17 protein-coding genes and 1 riboswitch are annotated in these 20,730 nt (G+C 57.3%); of the genes, 9 read left to right on the forward strand and 8 right to left on the reverse strand.

Annotation, left to right across the window (positions count from 1 at the left end; all coding sequences use genetic code 11):
* Window positions 1–57: 57 nt before the first annotated feature.
* Window positions 58–1,137, forward strand: a complete 1,080-nt coding sequence (locus tag BQ5361_RS02865) for a hypothetical protein (RefSeq protein WP_052130967.1) — start codon at window positions 58–60, stop codon at window positions 1,135–1,137.
* Window positions 1,138–1,478: 341 nt separating this feature from the next.
* On the opposite strand, the gene secG is transcribed toward BQ5361_RS02865, so the two are convergent.
* From secG to BQ5361_RS02890, 5 genes are all read right to left on the reverse strand, one after another.
* Window positions 1,479–1,868, reverse strand: a complete 390-nt coding sequence (gene secG / locus BQ5361_RS02870) for a preprotein translocase subunit SecG (protein ID WP_022063154.1) — start codon at window positions 1,866–1,868, stop codon at window positions 1,479–1,481.
* Between the two features lie 41 nt (window positions 1,869–1,909).
* Window positions 1,910–2,407, reverse strand: coding sequence for a hypothetical protein (locus BQ5361_RS10780; protein WP_083389218.1), 498 nt, complete (start codon window positions 2,405–2,407; stop codon window positions 1,910–1,912).
* Between the two features lie 4 nt (window positions 2,408–2,411).
* On the reverse strand, window positions 2,412–2,924 hold the full coding sequence (locus tag BQ5361_RS02880) for an LptE family protein (RefSeq protein WP_035471822.1): 513 nt from the start codon (window positions 2,922–2,924) through the stop codon (window positions 2,412–2,414).
* Window positions 2,914–4,119, reverse strand: a complete 1,206-nt coding sequence (locus BQ5361_RS02885) for a sigma-54 interaction domain-containing protein (RefSeq protein ID WP_022063157.1) — start codon at window positions 4,117–4,119, stop codon at window positions 2,914–2,916. The genes BQ5361_RS02880 and BQ5361_RS02885 overlap by 11 nt, the downstream gene beginning before the upstream one ends.
* A gap of 149 nt (window positions 4,120–4,268) precedes the next feature.
* Window positions 4,269–5,216: a hypothetical protein gene (locus tag BQ5361_RS02890; RefSeq protein ID WP_035471825.1), complete on the reverse strand. Its 948-nt coding sequence runs from the start codon at window positions 5,214–5,216 to the stop codon at window positions 4,269–4,271.
* 223 nt (window positions 5,217–5,439) lie between these two features.
* On the opposite strand from BQ5361_RS02890, the gene BQ5361_RS02895 reads away from it, so the two are divergent.
* The 6 genes from BQ5361_RS02895 (at window position 5,440) to BQ5361_RS02920 (ending at window position 13,808) form a co-directional block, all read left to right on the forward strand.
* The gene (locus BQ5361_RS02895) at window positions 5,440–6,831 is read left to right on the forward strand and encodes a type III PLP-dependent enzyme domain-containing protein (protein WP_022063159.1); all 1,392 of its coding nucleotides are present in this window, start codon (window positions 5,440–5,442) and stop codon (window positions 6,829–6,831) included.
* A gap of 310 nt (window positions 6,832–7,141) precedes the next feature.
* Complete coding sequence (locus tag BQ5361_RS02900) at window positions 7,142–8,455, forward strand: aspartate kinase (RefSeq protein ID WP_052130969.1); 1,314 nt, start codon at window positions 7,142–7,144, stop codon at window positions 8,453–8,455.
* Complete coding sequence (lysA, locus tag BQ5361_RS02905) at window positions 8,445–9,602, forward strand: diaminopimelate decarboxylase (protein ID WP_035471827.1); 1,158 nt, start codon at window positions 8,445–8,447, stop codon at window positions 9,600–9,602. Before BQ5361_RS02900 ends, lysA begins: the two co-directional genes overlap by 11 nt.
* A gap of 217 nt (window positions 9,603–9,819) precedes the next feature.
* Complete coding sequence (locus BQ5361_RS02910) at window positions 9,820–12,210, forward strand: hypothetical protein (protein ID WP_035471829.1); 2,391 nt, start codon at window positions 9,820–9,822, stop codon at window positions 12,208–12,210.
* 4 nt (window positions 12,211–12,214) lie between these two features.
* Window positions 12,215–13,015 (forward strand): DUF5689 domain-containing protein, encoded by an 801-nt coding sequence (locus tag BQ5361_RS02915; protein ID WP_022063164.1) that lies wholly within the window; start codon window positions 12,215–12,217, stop codon window positions 13,013–13,015.
* Window positions 12,999–13,808 carry a DUF5689 domain-containing protein gene (locus tag BQ5361_RS02920; protein WP_143047480.1) on the forward strand — a complete coding sequence of 270 codons (810 nt, stop codon included), beginning with the start codon at window positions 12,999–13,001 and terminating at the stop codon, window positions 13,806–13,808. The genes BQ5361_RS02915 and BQ5361_RS02920 overlap by 17 nt, the downstream gene beginning before the upstream one ends.
* Before the next feature lie 15 nt (window positions 13,809–13,823).
* On the opposite strand, the gene obgE is transcribed toward BQ5361_RS02920, so the two are convergent.
* The gene (gene obgE / locus BQ5361_RS02925) at window positions 13,824–14,834 is read right to left on the reverse strand and encodes a GTPase ObgE (RefSeq protein ID WP_035471831.1); all 1,011 of its coding nucleotides are present in this window, start codon (window positions 14,832–14,834) and stop codon (window positions 13,824–13,826) included.
* 147 nt (window positions 14,835–14,981) lie between these two features.
* On the opposite strand from obgE, the gene era reads away from it, so the two are divergent.
* On the forward strand, window positions 14,982–15,863 hold the full coding sequence (gene era / locus BQ5361_RS02930) for a GTPase Era (RefSeq protein ID WP_022063167.1): 882 nt from the start codon (window positions 14,982–14,984) through the stop codon (window positions 15,861–15,863).
* Window positions 15,864–15,970: 107 nt separating this feature from the next.
* Here era and BQ5361_RS02935 read toward each other — a convergent pair whose 3' ends face one another.
* Complete coding sequence (locus BQ5361_RS02935; protein ID WP_035471834.1) at window positions 15,971–16,795, reverse strand: hypothetical protein; 825 nt, start codon at window positions 16,793–16,795, stop codon at window positions 15,971–15,973.
* A 412-nt stretch (window positions 16,796–17,207) separates the two neighbouring features.
* Window positions 17,208–17,429, forward strand: a riboswitch (cobalamin riboswitch).
* Between the two features lie 302 nt (window positions 17,430–17,731).
* Between BQ5361_RS02935 and BQ5361_RS02940 the strand changes: the two genes are divergently transcribed.
* Window positions 17,732–19,267: a DUF4465 domain-containing protein gene (locus BQ5361_RS02940; protein WP_052130971.1), complete on the forward strand. Its 1,536-nt coding sequence runs from the start codon at window positions 17,732–17,734 to the stop codon at window positions 19,265–19,267.
* Window positions 19,268–19,460: 193 nt separating this feature from the next.
* Here BQ5361_RS02940 and BQ5361_RS02945 read toward each other — a convergent pair whose 3' ends face one another.
* Window positions 19,461–20,666, reverse strand: a complete 1,206-nt coding sequence (locus BQ5361_RS02945) for an L-serine ammonia-lyase, iron-sulfur-dependent, subunit alpha (protein ID WP_022063171.1) — start codon at window positions 20,664–20,666, stop codon at window positions 19,461–19,463.
* Window positions 20,667–20,730: the final 64 nt, after the last annotated feature.

A 20,730-nucleotide genomic window follows, 5' to 3' on the forward strand; every position in this document is an offset into this window, starting at 1 on the left:
TTTGTTGTCTTCCTTTATAATATATTTGCATGTGAAATAAAGAATATCAATGTGGTGATGGGATATTTGCGAATTGCTGCGGTTTGTGCCGCATTTCTTTTATGTTCGGCGACGGCTTCCGCCCAACGGTTTCTGTGGAATGTCGATTTCGATTTTAAGTTCGATAACAAGGAGTATGCCGACGTGGAACACGATGCTTCCGTAACGAACTTCACGGCGAGACTTACGCCCCAGATAGGGCTCGGCTGGGGGCGGGGGAATGCCCTCATGGTGGGTGTGGATTTCCTGAACGACATGGGGCGGAATACCTATGTGGCGCGCGAGATGATAGTCTATTACAAATATCAGGATGACCGGTTCGGTGTCTATTTCGGGCGTTTCCCCCGGAGGAATCTCATAGGGACTTATTCCAATGCATTCTTCAGCGACTATATCTCCTATTACGACAGCAATCTCGACGGTTTGATGGGGCAGTACACCGGCAGCCACGGCTACGTGGAACTGGTGTTGGACTGGAACAGCATGCTCGTGGGCGACCAGCGCGAGAAATTCAGCATCTTTTCGGCAGGCCGGCTCAATTACGGGGCCTTTTACGGCGGCTACAATGCGCGGATGTACCACCATGCCGGCAGTGAAACGGTCCGGGGCGTAGTGGACAACATTCTCATTTATCCCTTTGCCGGAGCCGATTTCACGCACTATTTGCCGCAGTTCTCGGCGCTCTATTTCCAGGTCGGTTGGTTGCAGACTTTCCAAAACGACCGTGCCTATGTCGGACGGTATGTCACTCCGGGCGGTATTCAGTTGGAGGCCCGTGTGGAGCGTTGGGGGTTCGGCATATACAACAGCCTCTATCTCGGCGGCAATCTGATGCCCTATTACGAGAGTACGGTAGCGGGGCAGCCTGCTTATGGGCAGGGGCTCTATACCGGCGAACCTTTTTACCGGACGGACAAGGGCATTTATGACCGGCTCGAAATCTATTGGACGCATAAGTTTTTGTCCGATATCGCCTTGACCGTATCGGCCGTGCAGCATTACGACGGCGACGGTTGGGGCTGGCAGCAGAAACTGGAGCTGCAGATATATCTTTCCGACCGAATGTTCAGGAACTTCCGGAAACCGTCCGAGGAGTAGGAAGGGACAGTATGGAACGGGCATGGGCGCATCTCATTCGTGAAATGCGCTCATGCCCGTTCTCGGGTGGTACTTTGCGGTCGGGCGATGTGTGCGGTCGTATTTCCATGCCGGTTGATGGTGGCTGCGGTCTCGGCGGACGGGAAAGTGTTGCACGGGTCGGACTGCAACGGACAGGGCTTGGCGGTGTGAGCCGGCCGAAGCAGTGCGACGGATGTACGGGTGAGTGCGGAAATAGCGGCGACGGTACAAAAAAGAAAACGTGCTTTGTCGGAGAGCGGAGAAAATGGAAAAGCCCGGAACCATCGGTTCCGGGCATATGTTTTCATATTGCGTTTCCCTTACTCTGCGGCCTCTGTCGCTGCGGTACCCTCTGCGGCGGGAGCGCTTTCAGCGGCGGGCAGTTCCGTTGCGGGCGCTACGGGAGCAACCGTGTTGGGAAGGGCGATTTCCCTTTCGGTAGTTATCTGCTCGAGCACTTTGTCGCCGGCACCCAAGGTATTCCTTCGGTGGGAAGACATGGCAATGGAAGCGAGGAGGCTGAGCACCACGATGGCAATGGCGAGTGCCCATGTCGAACGTTCGAGAAAATCGGCCGTCTGACGGACGCCCATCACCTGGTTGGATGCGCCGAAGTTGGCGGCCATACCGCCCTTCGGATTCTGTGCAAGTACGGCGAGAACCAACAGTATGCTCGCGATTATGATAAGTACGATTAGAAAGATGTACATTGTAGAGTTATTGTTTTTAGTTATTCTTTTTTAATCTTTTCTCATTTCCTGCCAGCGGATTCCGCCGCCAGGGCCTTGTCAATAATCTCGGCAAAATAAACACTTTTTTCCGGATTTAACAAACTTAATCTCCTATATATTTCAACGGCAGGGCCTGTCAGTCCCTGTGCCAGATAGATGGCGGCCAACTCCTCCGTCAGCAGGTCGTCGGAGGGAAGTCCGCCTGCCTCCAGTCCGGAAATCTCCTCCGGGGTATGTTCGTCGGCCGTTATCCGGTGTTCGCCCGAACGCATGAACTCGTCGATGATTGACAATGTATCGTCCGCAGGGAGCGGTGCAGCCTCTTGCCGTTCGTCGGCCGTTTTCGGACAGCATTCGGCAGGACGGACAATCGCCGGTCTGTAACGTGACAGTATCGCCAGTCGGGCTTGTAGCTCTCGCCCGTCAGAGCAGCGTTCCAGCAACGGGAGGTCGAACCACGGGAACCTGCTCAGCAGGTCGTCTGCGCAAGGCGCAGGAATGTCCGTTCGCTCGGTCATGGCGCTACCAGTTCGATACTGCCGCATTGAAGATGTCGTCCACGAGCTGCGTCACCAATTCCGGAATGAGCGTCCCTTCCACTGACGAGAGGTCGTTTGAAGAGGGATATTCCTGAAAGGCGGAGAATGAACGGTTGAAATCGAAAGTCGGGTCGATACGGTTCGTGAACTTTACCTTGACCGTTATCGTCAGACGGTTCATGGCGGCCATGTCGTTGCTGGTTACGGCGACCGGCTGTACCGTATAGCTCGTGATTTCCCCCTCGAAGGCAAGGTCACCGTTTTCCGGAACGAGTTCGAGTTTCGTCTGGTTGGTGAACCGCGTCTGCAGCTCGTCCGTGAGCGTGGAGCTCAGCGTAGGCGATACGAGCGTGGCGTTGTTTGGGAAATAGGGAATGCTGACCGTTTTGGCATTGGCCGGGATGGAGGCTCCCGAAAGGGAGTAGGTGACCTTGCAGCCGGTCAGTGCACATGCGGCGATGCAGATAGCCGCCGTTACGAATCTTCTAATATTCATTGATGCCTAATTCTTTGATTTTCCTGTACAGTGTCCGTTCGGATATGAAGAGGTCTTTCGCGGCCTCTTTGCGGCGTCCGTTGTGTTTGCGCAAAGCCTTGACGATGGCGTTGCGGAGTACCTCCTCCTTGGTGAGTTCTTTTTCCGGTTCGGTCACCTCCTCGCTTTCGGCATAGTTCGGGGCCTGCGTCTGTTCCTGCGAGGCTGGAATGATGTTGGCCGCCTGAAGGAAGCCCGCGATACGCTCGGCCTGCTCGGGGGTGCTTCGGCCGGAGAGGAGTTCGTGCAGCATTCCCTTGATGTCGGACATCTCGGTCCGCATGTCGAACAGCATTTTGTAGAGCAGTTCCCGTTCAAAATCGCCCGACTGGGCATGCTGTCCGCCTACGTAGACCGGGACAGTCGTCTGACTGCCGTCGTCCGGCAGGTATTTCTTCAGCACCTCGGCGGTAATCACGCGCGACTCTTCGATGGCGGATATCTGTTCGGCCACATTCTTCAGCTGGCGTATGTTGCCCCTCCAGTAGTAGTTTTCGAGCATCGTCCGCGCCTGTGCGTCCAGCGTTATCGGGGGCATGCGGTACTGGATGGCGACATCGGAGGCGAATTTACGGAACAGGGTGTAGATATCCTCCTTGCGTTCGCGCAGGGCGGGAACATATATCGGTACCGTGTTGAGCCGGTAATAGAGGTCTTCCCGGAAGCGTCCCTCCTTGATGGCCGTCTGCAGGTTGATGTTGGTCGCCGCCACGACGCGTACGTTCGTCTTCTGCGTCTTCGACGAACCGACACGGATGAACTCTCCCGTTTGGAGTACGCGCAGCAGGCGCACCTGGGTGGAGTGGGGAAGTTCGGCTACCTCGTCGAGAAATATCGTACCTCCGTCGGCCTCTTCGAAGTATCCCTTGCGGGACTCCGTCGCACCCGTGAAGGAACCTTTTTCATGGCCGAACAGTTCCGAATCTATTGTGCCTTCCGGTATGGCACCGCAGTTCACGGCGATGTATTTGTTGTGTTTCCTGGCGCTGTAGGCGTGTATGACCTGCGGGAAGAACTCCTTTCCCACGCCGCTCTCTCCCGTTACGAGTACCGAAAGGTCGGTCGGTGCCACGCGCAAGGCTATTTCCAGAGCCCTGTCCATGGCTTCGCTGCTGCCTATGATGCCGAAACGCTGTTTTACAGCAATAAGGTCCATGCTTTTATCTCCTTATGTATGAAATCTTCAAATCGTGTGTATCGCCCTGTCGTGCTGTCGGACAGAAAAGGAAGCATGCCGAATATTGGGACCTTTGCCCGTAGCGGCTTTGTCCTTTCACTGTCTGGTTTCGCGCGACCGGCCGGATGTCATTCCGCCTCTGCGGCCTGTTCCGCTGCCTGTCCGCTGGCGTCCATTTCGATGAGGATGCCCTCCTTGACGGCATTGATGTCGCGGTTGGCGAGGAAACCGTAAACGAGTACGCCTATCGCGATGGCGAATGCGATGATTGCGATGACGAGCACCGCATCCGGCCGTTTTTTGGGCTTGCCGGGCCGCCGGATATGGATTTGAGGCGTATATTCCGTTGTTCCGTCATTCCCGGAAGAGGAGGGCGCCGTCGCTGTCGCGGCAGGTATTGCTGCCGGTGATACGGAGCGCGTCTTGTCCGGCAGACTTTCGGAAAGCGGTTGTTGATGTTCCGCGGTCTCTTCGTCGTCCGGTTCCCGGTCACCGTAGAGCGCACTGCGCAGCCGGCTCTTGCCGTAGCGTCCGTAGGTCGGTGCGGGGGTGTGGACTGCCTCCTGCCGGACTCCTTCGTGCGGGACGACCTCTTCCTGTCCGATACAGGCCGGGGTCTCCTGCGGCCGTTCTTCCGCATTCGGGTCGGTTGGCCGGGGGGTGTCTGCCGTCTGTGCAACGCCCTCTTCCGTGAGAACGTCCGCCGCCGCGGGGGGCTCCGTCTGCCGAACCGGCTCGGATTCCGTTTGCTGCGATACCGTCCCGTTCTGCGGTTCGACCGTATAATTGCCTGCAGCGGTTCGGACGATGGTGCCGACCCCTTCGACGGTCATCCGTCCTGTTCCGGCGAGTTTCCGGTTCATGGCTGCCGCATAGGCTTCGACGAGTTTGCGTGCGGCCTCGGGCGCGATGCCCTGCGATGCTGCGAGCGCTGCGGTCAGCCTGCCGTCATCCGTCCGGAGCAGTTCCGTGAATACGAGCTCTCCGGATTCGCGCCTGATGAAAGTCCCGCAGCCTGGTATGATGACCTTGCGGGCGCCTCCGTCCAGTATGCCTCTTATTGCCTCTCCGACCATATTCCTCTCGAAATGATTTGCCCAAAATTAGGGATTTTTTCACTGAAATGCGGTATGCATTGCGGTAAAAACGATATTGCCTGCCGAAATAGTTGATAAATAGAAAAAGAATCGCTTGCTTTGTATCCGCGATTGCGTGCAATCCGTCCGGGCTACTTCGGCCGGAAAAGACCGAAGTAGGCGAGCCGGATTGTCGATTTTACCGGTAATAATCTGCGATGAGATGAAAAACAAGTACATCGACCTTATCGAACAGACGTTCGAGTTCCCACAGGATGAATTTACGGTGGAGGATAACGAACTCTACTTCCACGAAGTCCCTCTGATGGATATTATCAAGCAGTATGGGACGCCGCTGAAAATCTCCTATCTGCCGAAGATATCGCAGCAGATAAACCGTGCCAAGCGCATGTTCAACGTGGCGATGGCCAAGGTCGATTACAAGGGTTCCTACAATTACTGTTACTGTACGAAAAGTTCGCATTTCTCTTTCGTGCTGGAAGAGGCCCTGAAGAATGAGATAAATCTCGAGACATCGTCGGCCTACGACATCCATATCATCAATGCGCTTTATGAGAGCGGATTGATTAACAAGGACATTTACATCGTGTGCAACGGGTTCAAGCGTCCGCAGTATGTGGAGAACATCGCCAACCTGATAAACAGCGGTTTCACCAATACCATTCCGGTGATAGACAACAAGCAGGAGCTCGACCTGTTGGACATCATCGAGAAGCCGTGTCAGATAGGAATCCGCATCGCGGCGGAGGAGGAACCGAAGTTCGATTTCTACACCTCGCGCCTCGGTATCCGCTACAACGATATCATACCTTATTATAAGGAACGGATAAAGAACAACAAGAAGGTGAAGCTCAAGATGCTCCACTTCTTCATCAATACCGGTATCAAGGATACGGCCTACTATTGGAACGAGCTGCACAAGTGCATCCAGGTCTACTGCGAACTGAAGAAACTTGCGCCGGAACTCGATTCGCTGAACATAGGCGGCGGTTTCCCGATAAAGAATTCGCTCGCCTTCGACTACGATTACGAGTATATGACCGAGGAGATTGTGGCGCAGATTAAGAATGTCTGCAATGCCAACGGGGTGGAGGAGCCGAATATCTTTACCGAGTTCGGTTCGTTCACGGTAGGCGAGAGCGGTGCCGCTCTCTTCTCCATCATCAATCAGAAGCAGCAGAACGACCGGGAGAGCTGGTACATGATTGACAGCTCTTTCATGACGACGCTGCCGGACATCTGGGGCATCAACCAGCGTTATCCGCTGCTCGCCATCAATAATTGGGACAAGGAATACCAGCGGGTATTCCTTGGCGGGCTTTCGTGCGACAGCGAGGACTATTACAGCGGCGAAGCCCACTCCAATGCCGTCTTCCTTCCGAAGCTCACACCCGGTGAGACGCAGTATATCGGTTTCTTCCATACGGGGGCTTATCAGGAGTCGCTCGGCGGCTTCGGCGGCATCCAACACTGTCTGATACCTGCACCCAAGCATATCATCATCGACCGCGACAAGGGTGATAATGAATATTATACCCGCCTCTTTGCCAAGGAGCAGAGCTACCGTTCGATGATGAGGATACTCGGATACTGATACGCTGCCGTGTGTTTGTATGCTTCAAGGCTGCCGGGAACACTTCCCGGCAGCCTTTTGGTTTCCGTCATTGCGGATGGACGGCCCGTTTCGTTGCGCAGCATCTGCGTTGCTGCATTTGTAGGGGAATGCCGGATTGTCCGACCAGAATGTAATGAGTAGGTATCTTGTGTGTTTTTAGGTGAATTTGGTATTGTAAAATAAACTTAAATTGACTTAAAAATAAAAAATGTTATAAAAATGATTTTTAAAAAATAAAAACCATTATCTTTGTGCTGTAAATCATCTTTAGTGGATAAAACGGGAAAGAATGATAAAGGTTTTGAAGTTCGGCGGTACCTCGGTCGGCAGTGCTGCCAATATGAGGAGAGTGGCCGACATCATCGTGCGCGAGGGGGCGTCGGTGACGGTGCTGTCGGCGATGTCCGGTACGACGGACACCCTGCAAAGAATAGCGTCGTTCGCGGCGGCAGGCGGCTGCGAAGAGGAGATTGCACTGCTTCTGGCCGGTCTGAAACGTAAATATGTACGGTGTGCCGGGGAGCTGCTTTCCGACGGATATGCCGATGCGTCGGCGGCGGTAGAGCGTACGATGGAGCGGGTGGCGGCGGAGGCTGCGGCCTATGCGGGCGAAGTGTCGCAGCGTACCATCATCGCACAGGGCGAACTGCTGACTACCGCCCTCTTTACCCTTTATATGAAAGAGCGCGGCTGTCGGGCCGAACTGCTCCATGCCCCGGCTTTCATGTACGGCGGCGAAGTGCGCGTGGACGGCGGAGTGTTGCGGCAGTCGGTGGCCGATGCTGCCCGAGGTGTGTATTATATTACGCAGGGTTTCATCTGTACCGGGCCGGACGGTCGGCTCGATAACCTCGGTCGCGGCGGCAGCGATTACAGTGCCGCCCTGATAGGAGCGGCGCTCGGTGCCGGCGAGGTACAGATATGGACCGATATCGACGGTATGCACAACAACGACCCGCGGTACGTGGAGGGGACATTCCCCATCCGCCGGATGAATTTCGATGAAGCGGCCGAACTCGCCTATTTCGGAGCGAAGATACTGCATCCCTCCACCATCCAGCCCTGCAAGGACCGGGGCATTCCCGTATTGCTGAAGAACAGCATGGCGCCCGATGCGCCCGGTACGGTTATATCCGACGCGGAGGTTGGCGGTCATGTTTACCGTGCCGTGGCGGCGAAGGACGGCATCACGGCGGTACGGATTTACTCTGCCCGGATGCTGATGGCCTACGGTTTTCTGCGCAGGGTATTCGAGGTATTCGAGAAGTATCGGACGCCGATAGACATGATAACGACTTCGGAGGTGGCCGTATCGCTGACGGTGGACAGCGACTGCCGGCTGCCGGAGATAATCGCCGAGCTTTCCGAACTGGGGACGGTGGAGGTGGATACGGGCAACTCCATCGTCTGCATCGTGGGTCGTCTGGACCATGCGGAACATGGGCGTGCACGGGAAATCATGGAGGCTGCGGGCGACGTACCGCTCAAGATGATTTCCTACGGTGCGAGCCACCGGAGCATCGCTCTGCTGACCGATACGCGCAACAGGACGCGTCTGTTGCGGAATCTTAACGACAAACTGTTCGGAAAGGATGCTGAGTAGGGAGGTAAAGGAGCGGCTCAGGGAGTATGAGACTCCCTTTTATCTGTACGACATGGAGCTGCTGCGTCGGACGGTGGAGTGTGCGTTGCGTGAGGCCGACCGTTACGGATATCGGCTGCACTATGCCATGAAGGCCAACAACGACCGCCGTATCATGGAGTTCATCGCTTCGTGCGGCATGGGGGCCGACTGCGTGAGCGGCAACGAGGTGCGCCGGGCCATAGAGACGGGCTTCGCCCCGAAGGACATCGTCTATGCCGGTGTGGGGAAAAAGGACAGCGAGATAATCTATGCGCTGCGGCAGGGTATATTCGCCTTTAACTGCGAATCGAAAAACGAACTCGTCGTGATAGATGCGCTTGCACGGGAACTCGGCGTGGTCGCCGACGTGGCGCTGCGGATAAATCCCGACATCGACCCCCACACCCACAGTTATATTACTACGGGCCTTTCGGAGAACAAGTTCGGAATCTCGCCCCGGGAGATAACGGATGTGGTGGGAATGCTGGGCGACCTGCGCAACATCGACATCATGGGACTGCATTTCCATATCGGTTCCCAGATAACCGACCTGGGGGTCTTCGCGGAGCTTTGTCGGAAGGTCAATGCTTCCTACCGGTGGTTTACCGAGGAGGGGTTCCGCATCACCGACGTGAATGTGGGCGGCGGACTCGGTGTGGATTACGATGTTCCCGAGATGCATCCCGTTCCGGATTTTGCGGCCTATTTCGCCGTTTTCGCGCAGGGCCTCGACCTGCCCGCGTCGGTCGGGGTACACTTCGAGCTCGGACGCTCGCTCGTGGCACAATGCGGCGAACTCATCTCCACGGTACTCTTTACGAAGGTGAGCGGTCTGGGGGACGACATCGCCCTGATAGATGCGAGCATGACCGAACTCCTCCGGCCGGCCCTCTACCACTCCCGCCATGCGATAGAGAACCTGACCGGTACGGGGCCGGAGCGTGCCTATACGATAGGGGGAACGGTGTGCGAGTCATCGGATATCTTCGCCCGCGACCTCTCCCTGCCCGAACTCAGGCGCGGCGACCTGCTTTCGATAAAGACGGCCGGAGCTTACGGTGCCGCAATGGCCTCGCGCTACAATCTGCACGACCTGCCGCAGGCGGTCTTCAGCGACGAGTTGTGACCCGTCCGCCGTTGCCGTGCGAAGGGGCGTTTCCTGTCGGGAAGCGCCCCTTCGCATGTCGCGGTGGGGAAAGAAAGAGGAAAAGTCGGCCGGTAAAACGTTCTCGGATGAGGTGTTATTGCGTAGAAAATAGTATATTTGGGTTGAAATATATTGTTTTCGGGTGCGAGGCTGGTTGGTCAAAATCGTTGCGGCGGCATGGACGTCCCTTTGCTGCATGGCATTGTCTGCACAGGAACCTGCGGACGATGAACCTTACTACGACCCTTTTGAAGACGATTTCCGGGAGATAACGGTCGATACGGCCCTTTTCTATTCGCCCCTCGGTGACGGGAGTACGTTCTTCGCGCAGATGTCGCGTTACGGTTTCGGATTCACTTCCTACCGTTCCCGCGGGCTGGACGAACGTTTCGCCCGCGCTTCGCTCGCAGGACTGGAGCTATCCTCCGGCCTCGGACGCTATCCCGATTACCATCTCTATACGGCGCTGGGCGCTCTTGCTCCGCAGGAGTCGCGTATCTACGGTGCTTCCGTTGCCGGAACCTACTCGCCGCTCTATACCGATTTTTACGACATACGGGCTTCACTGGCCATGCAGGGCGTATCGGCTACCTACACCTTTTCGCAACGGCGCTACCGTAACGGGATGCGCCTGCGTGCGGCCGGAGAAGCGGGGCGGGGATGGTACTATGCGGTCTCGGCCCGCGGCCGCTGGGGGGAAGACGCGTTCGTAAAGGGGGTGTTCACCGACTCCTTCATGGCTTCGGCGTCCGTCGAAAAGCGTTTTCGGTCGGGCGCATCCCTGTCGCTGTTTCTGATGGCGGCTCCTCAGGAGCGTGGCATGAAGGGGTGGACGGAGCGTGAGGCGTATGTGCTGACGGGGAATAATCTCTACAATCCCTATTGGGGCCCTTTTCAGGGAAAGGTGCGCAATTCGCGTGTGCGGCGCGATTTCGCTCCGCTGGCGGCGGTGAATTTCGGCATTTCCGACCGGAACGGTGTGTATTATTCGGTTTCCGTCGGCTGCCGTTACGGATACAGGGGGCGCAGCGGGCTGTCGTGGTCGGATGCATCCTCTCCTGCCCCTGATTACCATGGCAACCTGCCGGGTCATCGGACCGAACCGCATGTGATTGCCGCGCTGGAGGAGGCGTGGCGTTCGGGCGATGAACGGGTGACACAGGTGGACTGGACGGGCCTGTACGATGCCAATCTCTTTTCATCGGGAGGGGCTGCGCTTTACCTTGCCGACCGGCGGATGGAGCGCGTGGAGGGGTGGCAGGCCGCTTTCTCCGCGACGGCTCCGGAACGGGACGGTTTCCGGTGCGATTACGGCTTCCGTCTGCGTCGGGACCGGAGCAACTTCTACCGGGAGGCGGCCGACCTGCTCGGTGCGGTTTTCGCCTATAACCGCGACCCCTTTACCGGGGTGGAAAGCGACGTGCGGAAACCGGGACGAAGGGTGGGCCCCGGCGACCGGTACGACTACGATTACGACATCCTCCGCCGTGAGGCCGTACTCTTCGGGGCGGGCCACTATCGGTACGGACGTTTCGGGCTCTCGTTCGGGGCCGAACTTTCGTTCGCCGACCTGTGCAGGGTGGGACATTACGAGAAGGCGACGCTGCCCGGCAGCCGGTCGTACGGCTCCTCCGCCGTGTGTGGTTTCACACCGTACAACGTGTATGTTTCCGCCCGCTATGGTTTCACGGCACGCCATCGTCTCCGTGCGGAGGTGTTCGCCGGTGAATACATGCCCTGTTATGAGGATATTTTTCTCTCGCCCGATTACAGCAATGCGCTGGCCGGGGGCATCCGGTCGGAACGGGTGGCCGGCGTGCAGGCAGAGTACAGGGTACCGCTGGCGTGGTTCGCCGTGGCCGAGTTGGCCGGGTACCTCGTACATACGCACGGCGCCATGCAGGTGGACCGCTATTACGACGACCTGTACAGTGCTTATTGCGATATGGTGATGTCCGGCATCACGCGGCTCGACTGGGGTGTGGAGGCGGGAGTACGCATCGAACTGGCCGAGCGGCTCGTGCTGCTGACGGTCTTGTCGGTGGGAAACAACATCTATCGCGGCGAGCCTGAGGTCGCGGTTTACGAGGATGCTTCCGGCCGGCTGCTGCTCGGGGGCGACCGGGCACGGTTGGACGGTTTCGTACATTCGGCCACTCCGCAGACGACGGCGGCCGCTGCACTGAATTACAGTACGGCCTCGCAGTGGGGCTTCACGCTCGAAGGGATGTATGCCGGAAGACGCTACGTGACGGTGAATCCGCTGCGGCGTACCGACCGCTTTCTCTATCTGGCCTCTTCGCCGGAGGAGCGGCAGGCGTGTTTCCGGCAGGAGCGGCTGCCCGATGCGTGGGTACTGAACGTCGGAGTGACGAAGGGGTTCACCCTCTTCGGAGTGCGGGTGTTCGCCAGCCTGTCGGTAGACAATCTGCTCGACCGGCGCGACATCGTTTACGGAGGCTATGAACAGATGAGGTTCGACGAATATACGGCGGCGGACGGGAGGAACGCTTACCGTCCGTTCCCGGCGCGTTACAGCTATGCCTATCCCCGGACATTCCTCGCCTCGCTGACAGTCAGTTTTTAGCGTTATGAAAAAGATTTTCGTATGTATTCTGTCTGGAGTGCTGACCGTTGCTTGTGGCTACGACCGTTTCGGTACGCTCGGCCCCGGCGACCTGGAGGGGAGCGGTACGCTTCCCGATGCCGACCTCGCCCTGCTTCGTGAACATTTTTACGGCGACCCCTTTGTGGTGCAGGAGGATTTGACGGTTGGCGGTTATGTGGTGTCCGACGACCGGGCCGGGAATTTCTTCCGTAGTTTCATTATCGACGACGGAAGCGGTGCCGTCGAGATACGGGCCGGATTTTACGACCTGCATGCCTATTGTCAGCGCGGCCGCCGGATAGTTATCCATGCCCGTGGGCTGGCGGTGGGGATGTACAACGGCGTGGTGCAGCTCGGGGCGGGCGTGAACGACTGGTCGGCCTATCGGGTGGAGGAGTTCGGTTCACGTGTGCTGCTCGACCGCTGCATGGAGCGCGATACGCTTTTCCGGGAAGTACCTCCGCTGGAGCCCGGTATCGGCGGGCTGGAGGAGCGGTATTGCGGTCGTCTTGTCCGGATAGCGGAGGTCTGCCGCTCGGGCGGACCGGTGACGTGGGCGGATGCGGGGGCCGAGTCGGGGATGCCGGCCACGGGAACGGTCTGGTTCCGGGATGCTGCCGGGGATTCGGTGGCGGTCGTGACGAGCGGTTACGCTTCGTTTGCAGGGGATACCGTTCCGGCCGGGCGGGTGACCCTGACGGGAATATTGATGTATGGAAAATTCGGCGGGACGCGCGAGGTCTTCGCCCTGAAGTTGAGGGACGGGAATGATGTGGAGATGTAGCTGGCCGGCGGTGGCCGCCGTGCTGCTCCTGAGCGGATGCAGCTATCCGGAAAGAGGCCGGGTACCGGAGGAGGAAGAGGGCGGTGCGGCCTCTTCGGTCGTGACGGTGGAGTACCTGAAATCGCATTATCGGGGATACCCCTATACGTTTACGGAGAGTTACCGTATCCGGGGCTGTGTGGTGAGCAGCGACCGGTCGGGCAATTATTACAAGACACTCGCCGTGCTGGACGGGAGCGGAGCCATAGAGCTGAAGCTCGACAGCGAGCGGCTGTTCGAAACCTATGCCATGGGGTGTCTGGTGGATGTGTCGTGTAACGGACTGACGTTGGGCGCGTATGGCGGCTGCCTTCAGTTGGGGACGGCTCCGTCGCAGGGGTATGAAACGGGATATGTGGACGAGGCGGATATTCCGGCGGTGGTGCGTATCGTAGGAATGGCCGAGGAGGCGGTAGAGCCGCAGGCGCGGGAGATTGCCGCCTTGCGGCCGGAGGATGTCGGCCGGTTCGTTTCGTTTGACGGGGTACAGTTCGTGGCGGGAGGCCGTGCGGCGTGGTGCGACCGGGATGCGGACGATGCGTCGGGGTTTGCCGATACCGACCGGTATGTGGTGGACCGGTCGGGGAATCTGCTCGCTGTCCGTACATCGCGCCGTGCCGGTTTCGCTTCGTGGCCGCTTCCGGCCGGAAGCGGTAGGATAGAGGGGATGCTCTCTGTCTTTGACGGACACTACCGGTTGCGCGTTATCCGTCCCGACCTGCTCTATTCCGATATGGCGGGGGGACGGGTTTGAAGCAGCGGGAGCGTATCAGGGCTTGCGGTCGTTGGTGTGCCGCAGGGTTTCCCACAGTGCATCTTTGAGCTGGGGGATGTTATAGCCGCTGACTGAGGAGATGAAAACGGTGCGTATCCCTTCCGGCAGTTGTTCCCGAAGCGCTGCCAACTCTTCTTCTCCTGCCGTGTCGCATTTGGTGACGGCCAGCAGGCGCTCCTTGTCGAGCAGTTCGGGATTGTACTGCGTCAGTTCGTTGAGCAGGATGCCGTATTCGTTGCGCAGGTTCTCGCTCGTGGCCGGAATCATGAAGAGCAGGATGGAATTGCGTTCGATGTGGCGGAGGAAGCGTGTGCCCAGTCCGCGCCCCTCGTGGGCCCCTTCGATGATGCCGGGAATGTCGGCCATCACGAACGAACGGCCGTCACGTACCTCCACGATGCCGAGATTGGGTTCCAGTGTGGTGAAGGCGTAGTCGGCTATCTTGGGTTTCGCGGCCGATACTACGGAGAGCAGCGTGGATTTGCCGGCATTCGGGAATCCGACCAGCCCCACGTCGGCGAGTACCTTCAGTTCCAGAATGAACGCCCCTTCCTGTCGGGGTTCGCCCGGTTGAGCGTAGCGCGGCGCCTGGTTGGTCGATGTCTTGAAGTGCCAGTTGCCCAGACCGCCCCGTCCGCCGGGGAGCAGGACGAGTTCCTGACCGTCTTCCGTCACTTCGCCTACGATTTCGCCGGTGTCGGCGTTGCGGGCCACGGTGCCGAGCGGTACGGGTATCACGGCATCTTCGCCGCTCTTTCCCGAAGAGCGGGCGCCGGAACCCGCTTCACCGTCCTTGGCGAATACGTGCCGCTGGTATTTCAGGTGTATCAACGTCCAGTACTGGCTGTTGCCGCGCAGGACGACGCTGCCGCCCCGTCCGCCGTCGCCGCCGTCGGGCCCGCCGAAAGCGACGAATTTTTCGCGCCTGAAATGAGCCGAACCGGCCCCTCCCGCCCCCGAACGGGCGAATATCTTGACGTAATCTACGAAGTTCGATGATGCCATACGCTTCTTTTTTCCGTCTGCAAAGGTAGCAAACTATCCGTGCATGCACAAATACGGGGCCGTTCCGTCGCGGCGGAGGGAATTGGAACCGTATTTGCGTTATCTTTGCAAAGGCCCCGAAGGGCCGTAACGCAAAATGTTCCGACTATGCACAGGTCAGGTTTCGTCAATATCATAGGCAACCCCAATGTGGGGAAATCGACGCTTATGAATGCGCTCGTGGGAGAGCGTCTTTCCATCATCACCTCCAAGGCACAGACTACGCGCCACCGGATAATGGGTATCGTGAACGGCGACGATTTCCAGATTGTCTATTCCGATACGCCCGGTATCCTGAAGCCCAGTTACCGGCTTCAGGAGTCCATGATGAAGTTCGTCGCCGGGGCGCTGAAGGATGCCGACGTCATTCTTTACGTGACCGATACGGTGGAGCGGGGCGACGAAACTTCGCAGCGGATAGTGGACGGTATCGCCGCGAGCGGCATTCCCGTCATCGTGGTCATCAACAAGATTGACCTTACCTCCCAGGAGGCGCTGGAGGAACTCGCGGCACGGTGGCGGGCGCGGCTGCCGGAGGCCGAGGTGGTTCCCGTATCGGCGTTGAACGGGTTCAACATAGGAGGGCTGTTCGACCTGATTCTCGCCAGGCTTCCCGAAGGGGAACCTTATTATCCGAAGGATACGCTGACCGACCGGACGATGCGTTTCTTCGCTTCGGAGATAATCCGCGAGAAGATATTCCTCAACTACCAGAAGGAGATTCCGTACAGTGTGGAGATAGCGATAGACGAGTATCGGGAGGAGCCCGGTCTTGACCGCATTTCGGCTACCGTTTATGTGGCTCGCGAGTCGCAGAAAGGCATCCTCATCGGACATAAGGGCGAGATGTTGAAACGGGTGGGGACGGCCGCACGCATCGAACTCGAAAAGTTTCTCGGCAAGAAGGTGTTCCTGCAGCTTTACGTGAAGGTGAGCGACAACTGGCGGGATTCCGACAGCCAGCTCCGTCGCTTCGGCTATTCGGAATAGCGTCGGAAGCTGCCGGTCCGTCGGTCGGTGGGGAGCAGTGAAGGCGGTATACGGAAAAGGAGGGAACAGCGAGCTGTTCCCTCCTTTGTTTGATACGGTACTGCCGTTTAGTGCTTGTACTGGCCGGTAATCTCTATCGTCGTACCTACGGTGGCATCGGTCGCTACCGTAGCCTTGGTGATGTGGAGCATGTAATATACATCTTCGTTGATAACGCCGAGTACCACGTCGTAGTCCTGTCCCTTGTCGGCACTGATACCGGTGTAGGCTTTCATGTCGGAAGCCTTGTCGATGGCTTCTTTCAGGGCCTCCTGGGTCGTGATATTGCTCCAGTCGGCAGCGGCGAGTTCCACGAATTTCGATGCGCCGTCTTTCTGAAGCGATACGTTGGTGGCTGCCAATACGTTTTCAGGCCATTTCAGTCCGAATTTGGAGAGGTCGCCCGTGGCTGCCTGTCCGCCCACACGCTTGAAGGAGAAGGCTGCTGCGGCTGAGAGGTCCGTCTCCCCCGGTTCCTCGGGAGTGGGGTCGTCCTTGGCGGGCGTGTCGAACGACTGGCTTTTGGTTCCGCCGTTGGAACCCTTTACCGTAGCCGAAAGTGTTATCTTGCTTACGCGCGTTCCCTCTGCTTCCACCGGAACGGTCAGCTTCACGGTCCATTCGTAATTCTTGCCTTTTGTGATGTCGAGGTCCTGGTCGGGGATGCTGATGGTGGTCGAGCCGTAAGTGTAGCTTGCGGTCACCTCTTTCAGCGAGGAGGTCTGGGCGCACGTTACGTCGAAACGGCCGAAGAAGGTGCCGTCGGTACGCTCTTCGAGGGTTACTTTTTCAAAAGAGGGATAGACGATTTCGTCGGTACCGCTCTGGTCGCACGAGGTCAATCCGAGTCCTGCGATTGCGAAGATTGCGAGGAGGGTTGTAAGCTTTTTCATTTCAATTCGTCGGTTTTTGATTTGAAAATTAATAATCGGTTTGCAAAAGTAATATATTTTCGTTTGGTTGGATTCGGCTCTTCGGGAATTATCTTGTTTGGAAAGCGGTCTCCGTATCTCTTTGTTGTCCGGGTCGTATCGCGTGCGTTACATAATATCGCTCCCGGCTTTCATCGTCGGAATAAAGGGACTGTTCTTTTTACAGATACTGTTTTTTCAAAAACCGTGCAAAAGAGAGTGTCGGCGGACTTATTGGCAGAAGTTGCGGACAGTGTGCCGGTTGGTCTGACGAAAAGTCATGGAACGGCCGGCGGGTGGGCTGCGGGTATTCTTCCCCGGGCTGTCGGTTCCTGCTTTGTCGCCGGGACGGCGATAAAAGCGGTGCTGCGATATGTAATTGTCAATTATTTTCTATTTTTGTGCATGCAAAAGTGTCCCGAACGCCTTCCTGCGGGAAGCGTGCGACGGATGAAAAGGGAATGCAGTGAGAATCTGCAACAATACCCATTGCTGTGAGTTCCTGCTCCGGAAGGAGTAAAAGGGGTTTCGCAATCAATTGCCACTGGCTTGCCGAAGTCGGGAAGGCGCGGAACCGGAACGAGTCAGAAGACCTGCTTTGTGCATAGATACCGATTGGCTGCCCGGGGGATTGCGGGCGAAAATCAAAAAGACGATTCTCGATTTTTCCGTTCAGTTTATCCGGATTTCGGAGTGTTTTTGATTGTTCGTCGTGACTGCGTATCCCTGTCGGCCGGGTCGGTTCGGGACAGATGGATTGTTTAACCTTTTAAAATTAAAAGCATGAAGAACATTGTCGAGTATGAGGCACCTGCAATCGAGGTATCGGAGGTGCGGCTGGAGTGTGGCATCGCCGCGAGTATCCGGACGGAGGATTATGTTGAAACGGAAGGAGTTTGGTAATTGAAAAGTCAGAAAATGATGAAAAAGAGAATCATGATAGTTGCGCTCGCAGGCGCGGTACTTGCGGGCTGTTCCGAAGATTTCATGTCGGAAGCGGTATTGCAGCCTGAAGTTCCTACCGTGCGGCTGGCGGTAGATCATGCCGAGACACGCGCATCGCTCGATGGAGTCTCCGTATCGTGGGAAGCCGGGGATAAAATCAGTGTGAACGGGACGACCTATACCCTGCAGGGGAGCGAATCGGAAGGTTGGTATGTCGATGTGGCGGAGGCTGCCTCTTACGAAGCCGTTTATCCGGCCTCGGCGGTGCGGTCGGACGGTTTGTTGATGCTTCCTGCCGTCCAGCACTATACGGCCGGTTCGTTCGATGCGGCGGCGCATCTGATGACCGCTTCGGCGCAGTCGGTCGGCGAAGGGTTGCAGTTCAGGAATCAGTGTGCCCTGCTGAAACTCTCCCTCACGGGGGCAGCGACGGTGGAGCGTATCGTGCTGACCGGCAATAACGGCGAATATCTGGCCGGACCGGGCGAGAGGAACGATACGGCGGGCATGGTACCCGACCAGACTTCGATGGAAGCCGTGCGGTGGATACGTCTCGATTTCGACGAAGGAGCGGCGCTTACTTCCGAACCGCTGGTATGTTATCTGGTCGTGCCCGTGCAGGAATTTGCGAAGGGGTTCTCGCTCGAAATCCATACTTCCGACGGAATGATGATGGAGCAGAGTACCGCCTCGTTGCAGCGGTTGGTTCGTTCGGGTATCCTGTCGATGCCCGCCTTCGAGGTGAAGGGGACGATGCGTGTACTTACTTTCGAGGATGAAGACGCTCGTTTCGAAGCCTATACCATTTCCGGTTGCGGAAAAACCGTTGCGACTTGGAGTGAATTGATTGATTCACCGCAATATGGCGGTCCACTGACCTACAACGATTTTGCAATTACGGGGTATAAATGGCACGATGCGGGCAATACGGAGCTGGCGTCGGAGATTATTGACGGAGGGCCTTTCTGGAACGGAGGACACGTGCTCTCGAATTATTTTGCGGCCGATTTCAAAGGGTTGACCTATACGGAACAACTGACCGTTTCGACCGGAACGACCGGGGCGGCAGGTCATGGCGGTTCGGCTAACTTCTGTGTACAGAACGGATATGTAGATGAAACGTCGTATAAAACCGTCCTTCCGTCGTTCTACTTTGCCGACGGCAAGGCCCGGGTTGTCGACCACATGTACGTCGTGAATACCTGCTATACACTCAATTCGCTCTATTACGGCGACTCTTTCGCTAAGCCGGCAACCGCGGATTCGTGGTTTAAAATCGTCGCTTACGGCTACGATGCGGATGGCCGGACGACCGGTTCCACCGAATGCTTCCTGTGTAATGGTTCAGCCAATATCGTCGAAGAGTGGACCAAATTCGATTTGTCGGTATTGGGCTCTGTCACGAAGATAGAGTTCAATATCATGGGCAGTTCCGACCTTTGCGGAGACTACGGATTGAATACGCCTGCCTACTTCGCTTACGACGACGTGGCGGTACGGTTCGAATAACCGGTGGCTCGAACATCGAAAAACCGGGGCGGCGCCTATTAGCGCCGCCCCGGTCGTGTATCGGCCTGTGATGCCAGACGTGCGGATGACTCTCCTTTCCTGCCTGCCGGAGTTGTCCGGCGCCGGGGCCCCGGTTGGATATCGGTGAAAGTCTCTGCAATCTATTGTTAAGCGGCTCGCCGGAGCCCGGAGATTATTTGTGGCGCGTATAGTTCTTGGCCAGGCCGCCTTCCGCGGTTTCGCGATAGAGGCTCGGCATGTCGAGACCGGTCTCGTTCATCACCTTCACCACTTTGTCGTAATTCACCATGTGATTGCCGTCGGAGAGGGTGGCATAGAGGTTGGCATCGAGAGCCCGTGCGGCGGCTACCGCATTGCGTTCGATGCAGGGAATCTGCACAAGCCCGCAGACCGGGTCGCATGTCAGACCGAGGAAGTGTTCCAGGGCCATCTCCGCTGCATATTCTATCTGTGTGGGGGTACCGCCGAACAGTTGGCAGGCCGCAGCGGCAGCCATGGCGCACGCTACCCCCACCTCTCCCTGGCACCCTACCTCCGCGCCGGAGATGGATGCGTTGGTTTTGGCGATATTTCCGAAGAGGCCTGCCGTTGCGAGTGCGCGCAGTATCCGTACCGTCGGTATTTCGCGGCTTTGGGCGATGTTGTAGAGCACCGCAGGTACGACGCCGCTCGAACCGCATGTCGGAGCCGTCACCACGATACCTCCCGCCGCATTCTCCTCGGAGGTGGCGAGCGCATAGGCGTAGAGTTTCGACCGGCTGCTGAGCGAGTCGTTGAAACTTTTGGCTTTGACCATATAGGTGCTGGCTTTGCGCCGTACCTTCAGTCCGCCGGGCAGGACGCCTTCGTTGTTCAGTCCGCGTTCGATGGTTTCGCACATCGTCGTCCATATCGTGGAGAGAAACTCCCAGATGTCGTGTCCTTCGTAATCTTCCACGTATTCCCAGAACGTTTTGCCTTCGGCCTGGCACCATTTCAGTATCTCCTCGATGGTGGTGAGCGGATAGATATCGACCGGCTTCCGCTGTTTCGTATGCTCGTTGGCCAATGCTCCGCCCCCTACGCTGAAAATGGTCCATGCCTCTTCGACCTTTCCTCCTTTCAGAGCCTCGTAAAGCATACCGTTGGGATGGAACGGCAGGACCGTTTCCGGTTTCCATATCATTTCGGTCGGCGCGACCGGTTCGAGTACCGAAAGGATGGCGGCATCCGTGAGGTGCCCCTTGCCGGTAGCCGCCAGCGAACCGTACAGCGTGACGCGGAAACTCTCTGCATCGCGGTGGCGTGCAAGGAATTGTTCCGCAGCTTTTTTGGGCCCGACGGTATGGCTGCTCGACGGACCGTTGCATATTCTGAATAACTCGCGTATGGATTCCATAGGATAAGATTTTAGGATGCAAAGATAAACGCTTTCTGCTAAGAAATTATTACGGTGGTGCGGT

Source organism: Tidjanibacter massiliensis, assembly GCF_900104605.1.
In the GTDB taxonomy this organism is placed as follows: Bacteria; Bacteroidota; Bacteroidia; order Bacteroidales; family Rikenellaceae; genus Tidjanibacter; species Tidjanibacter inops.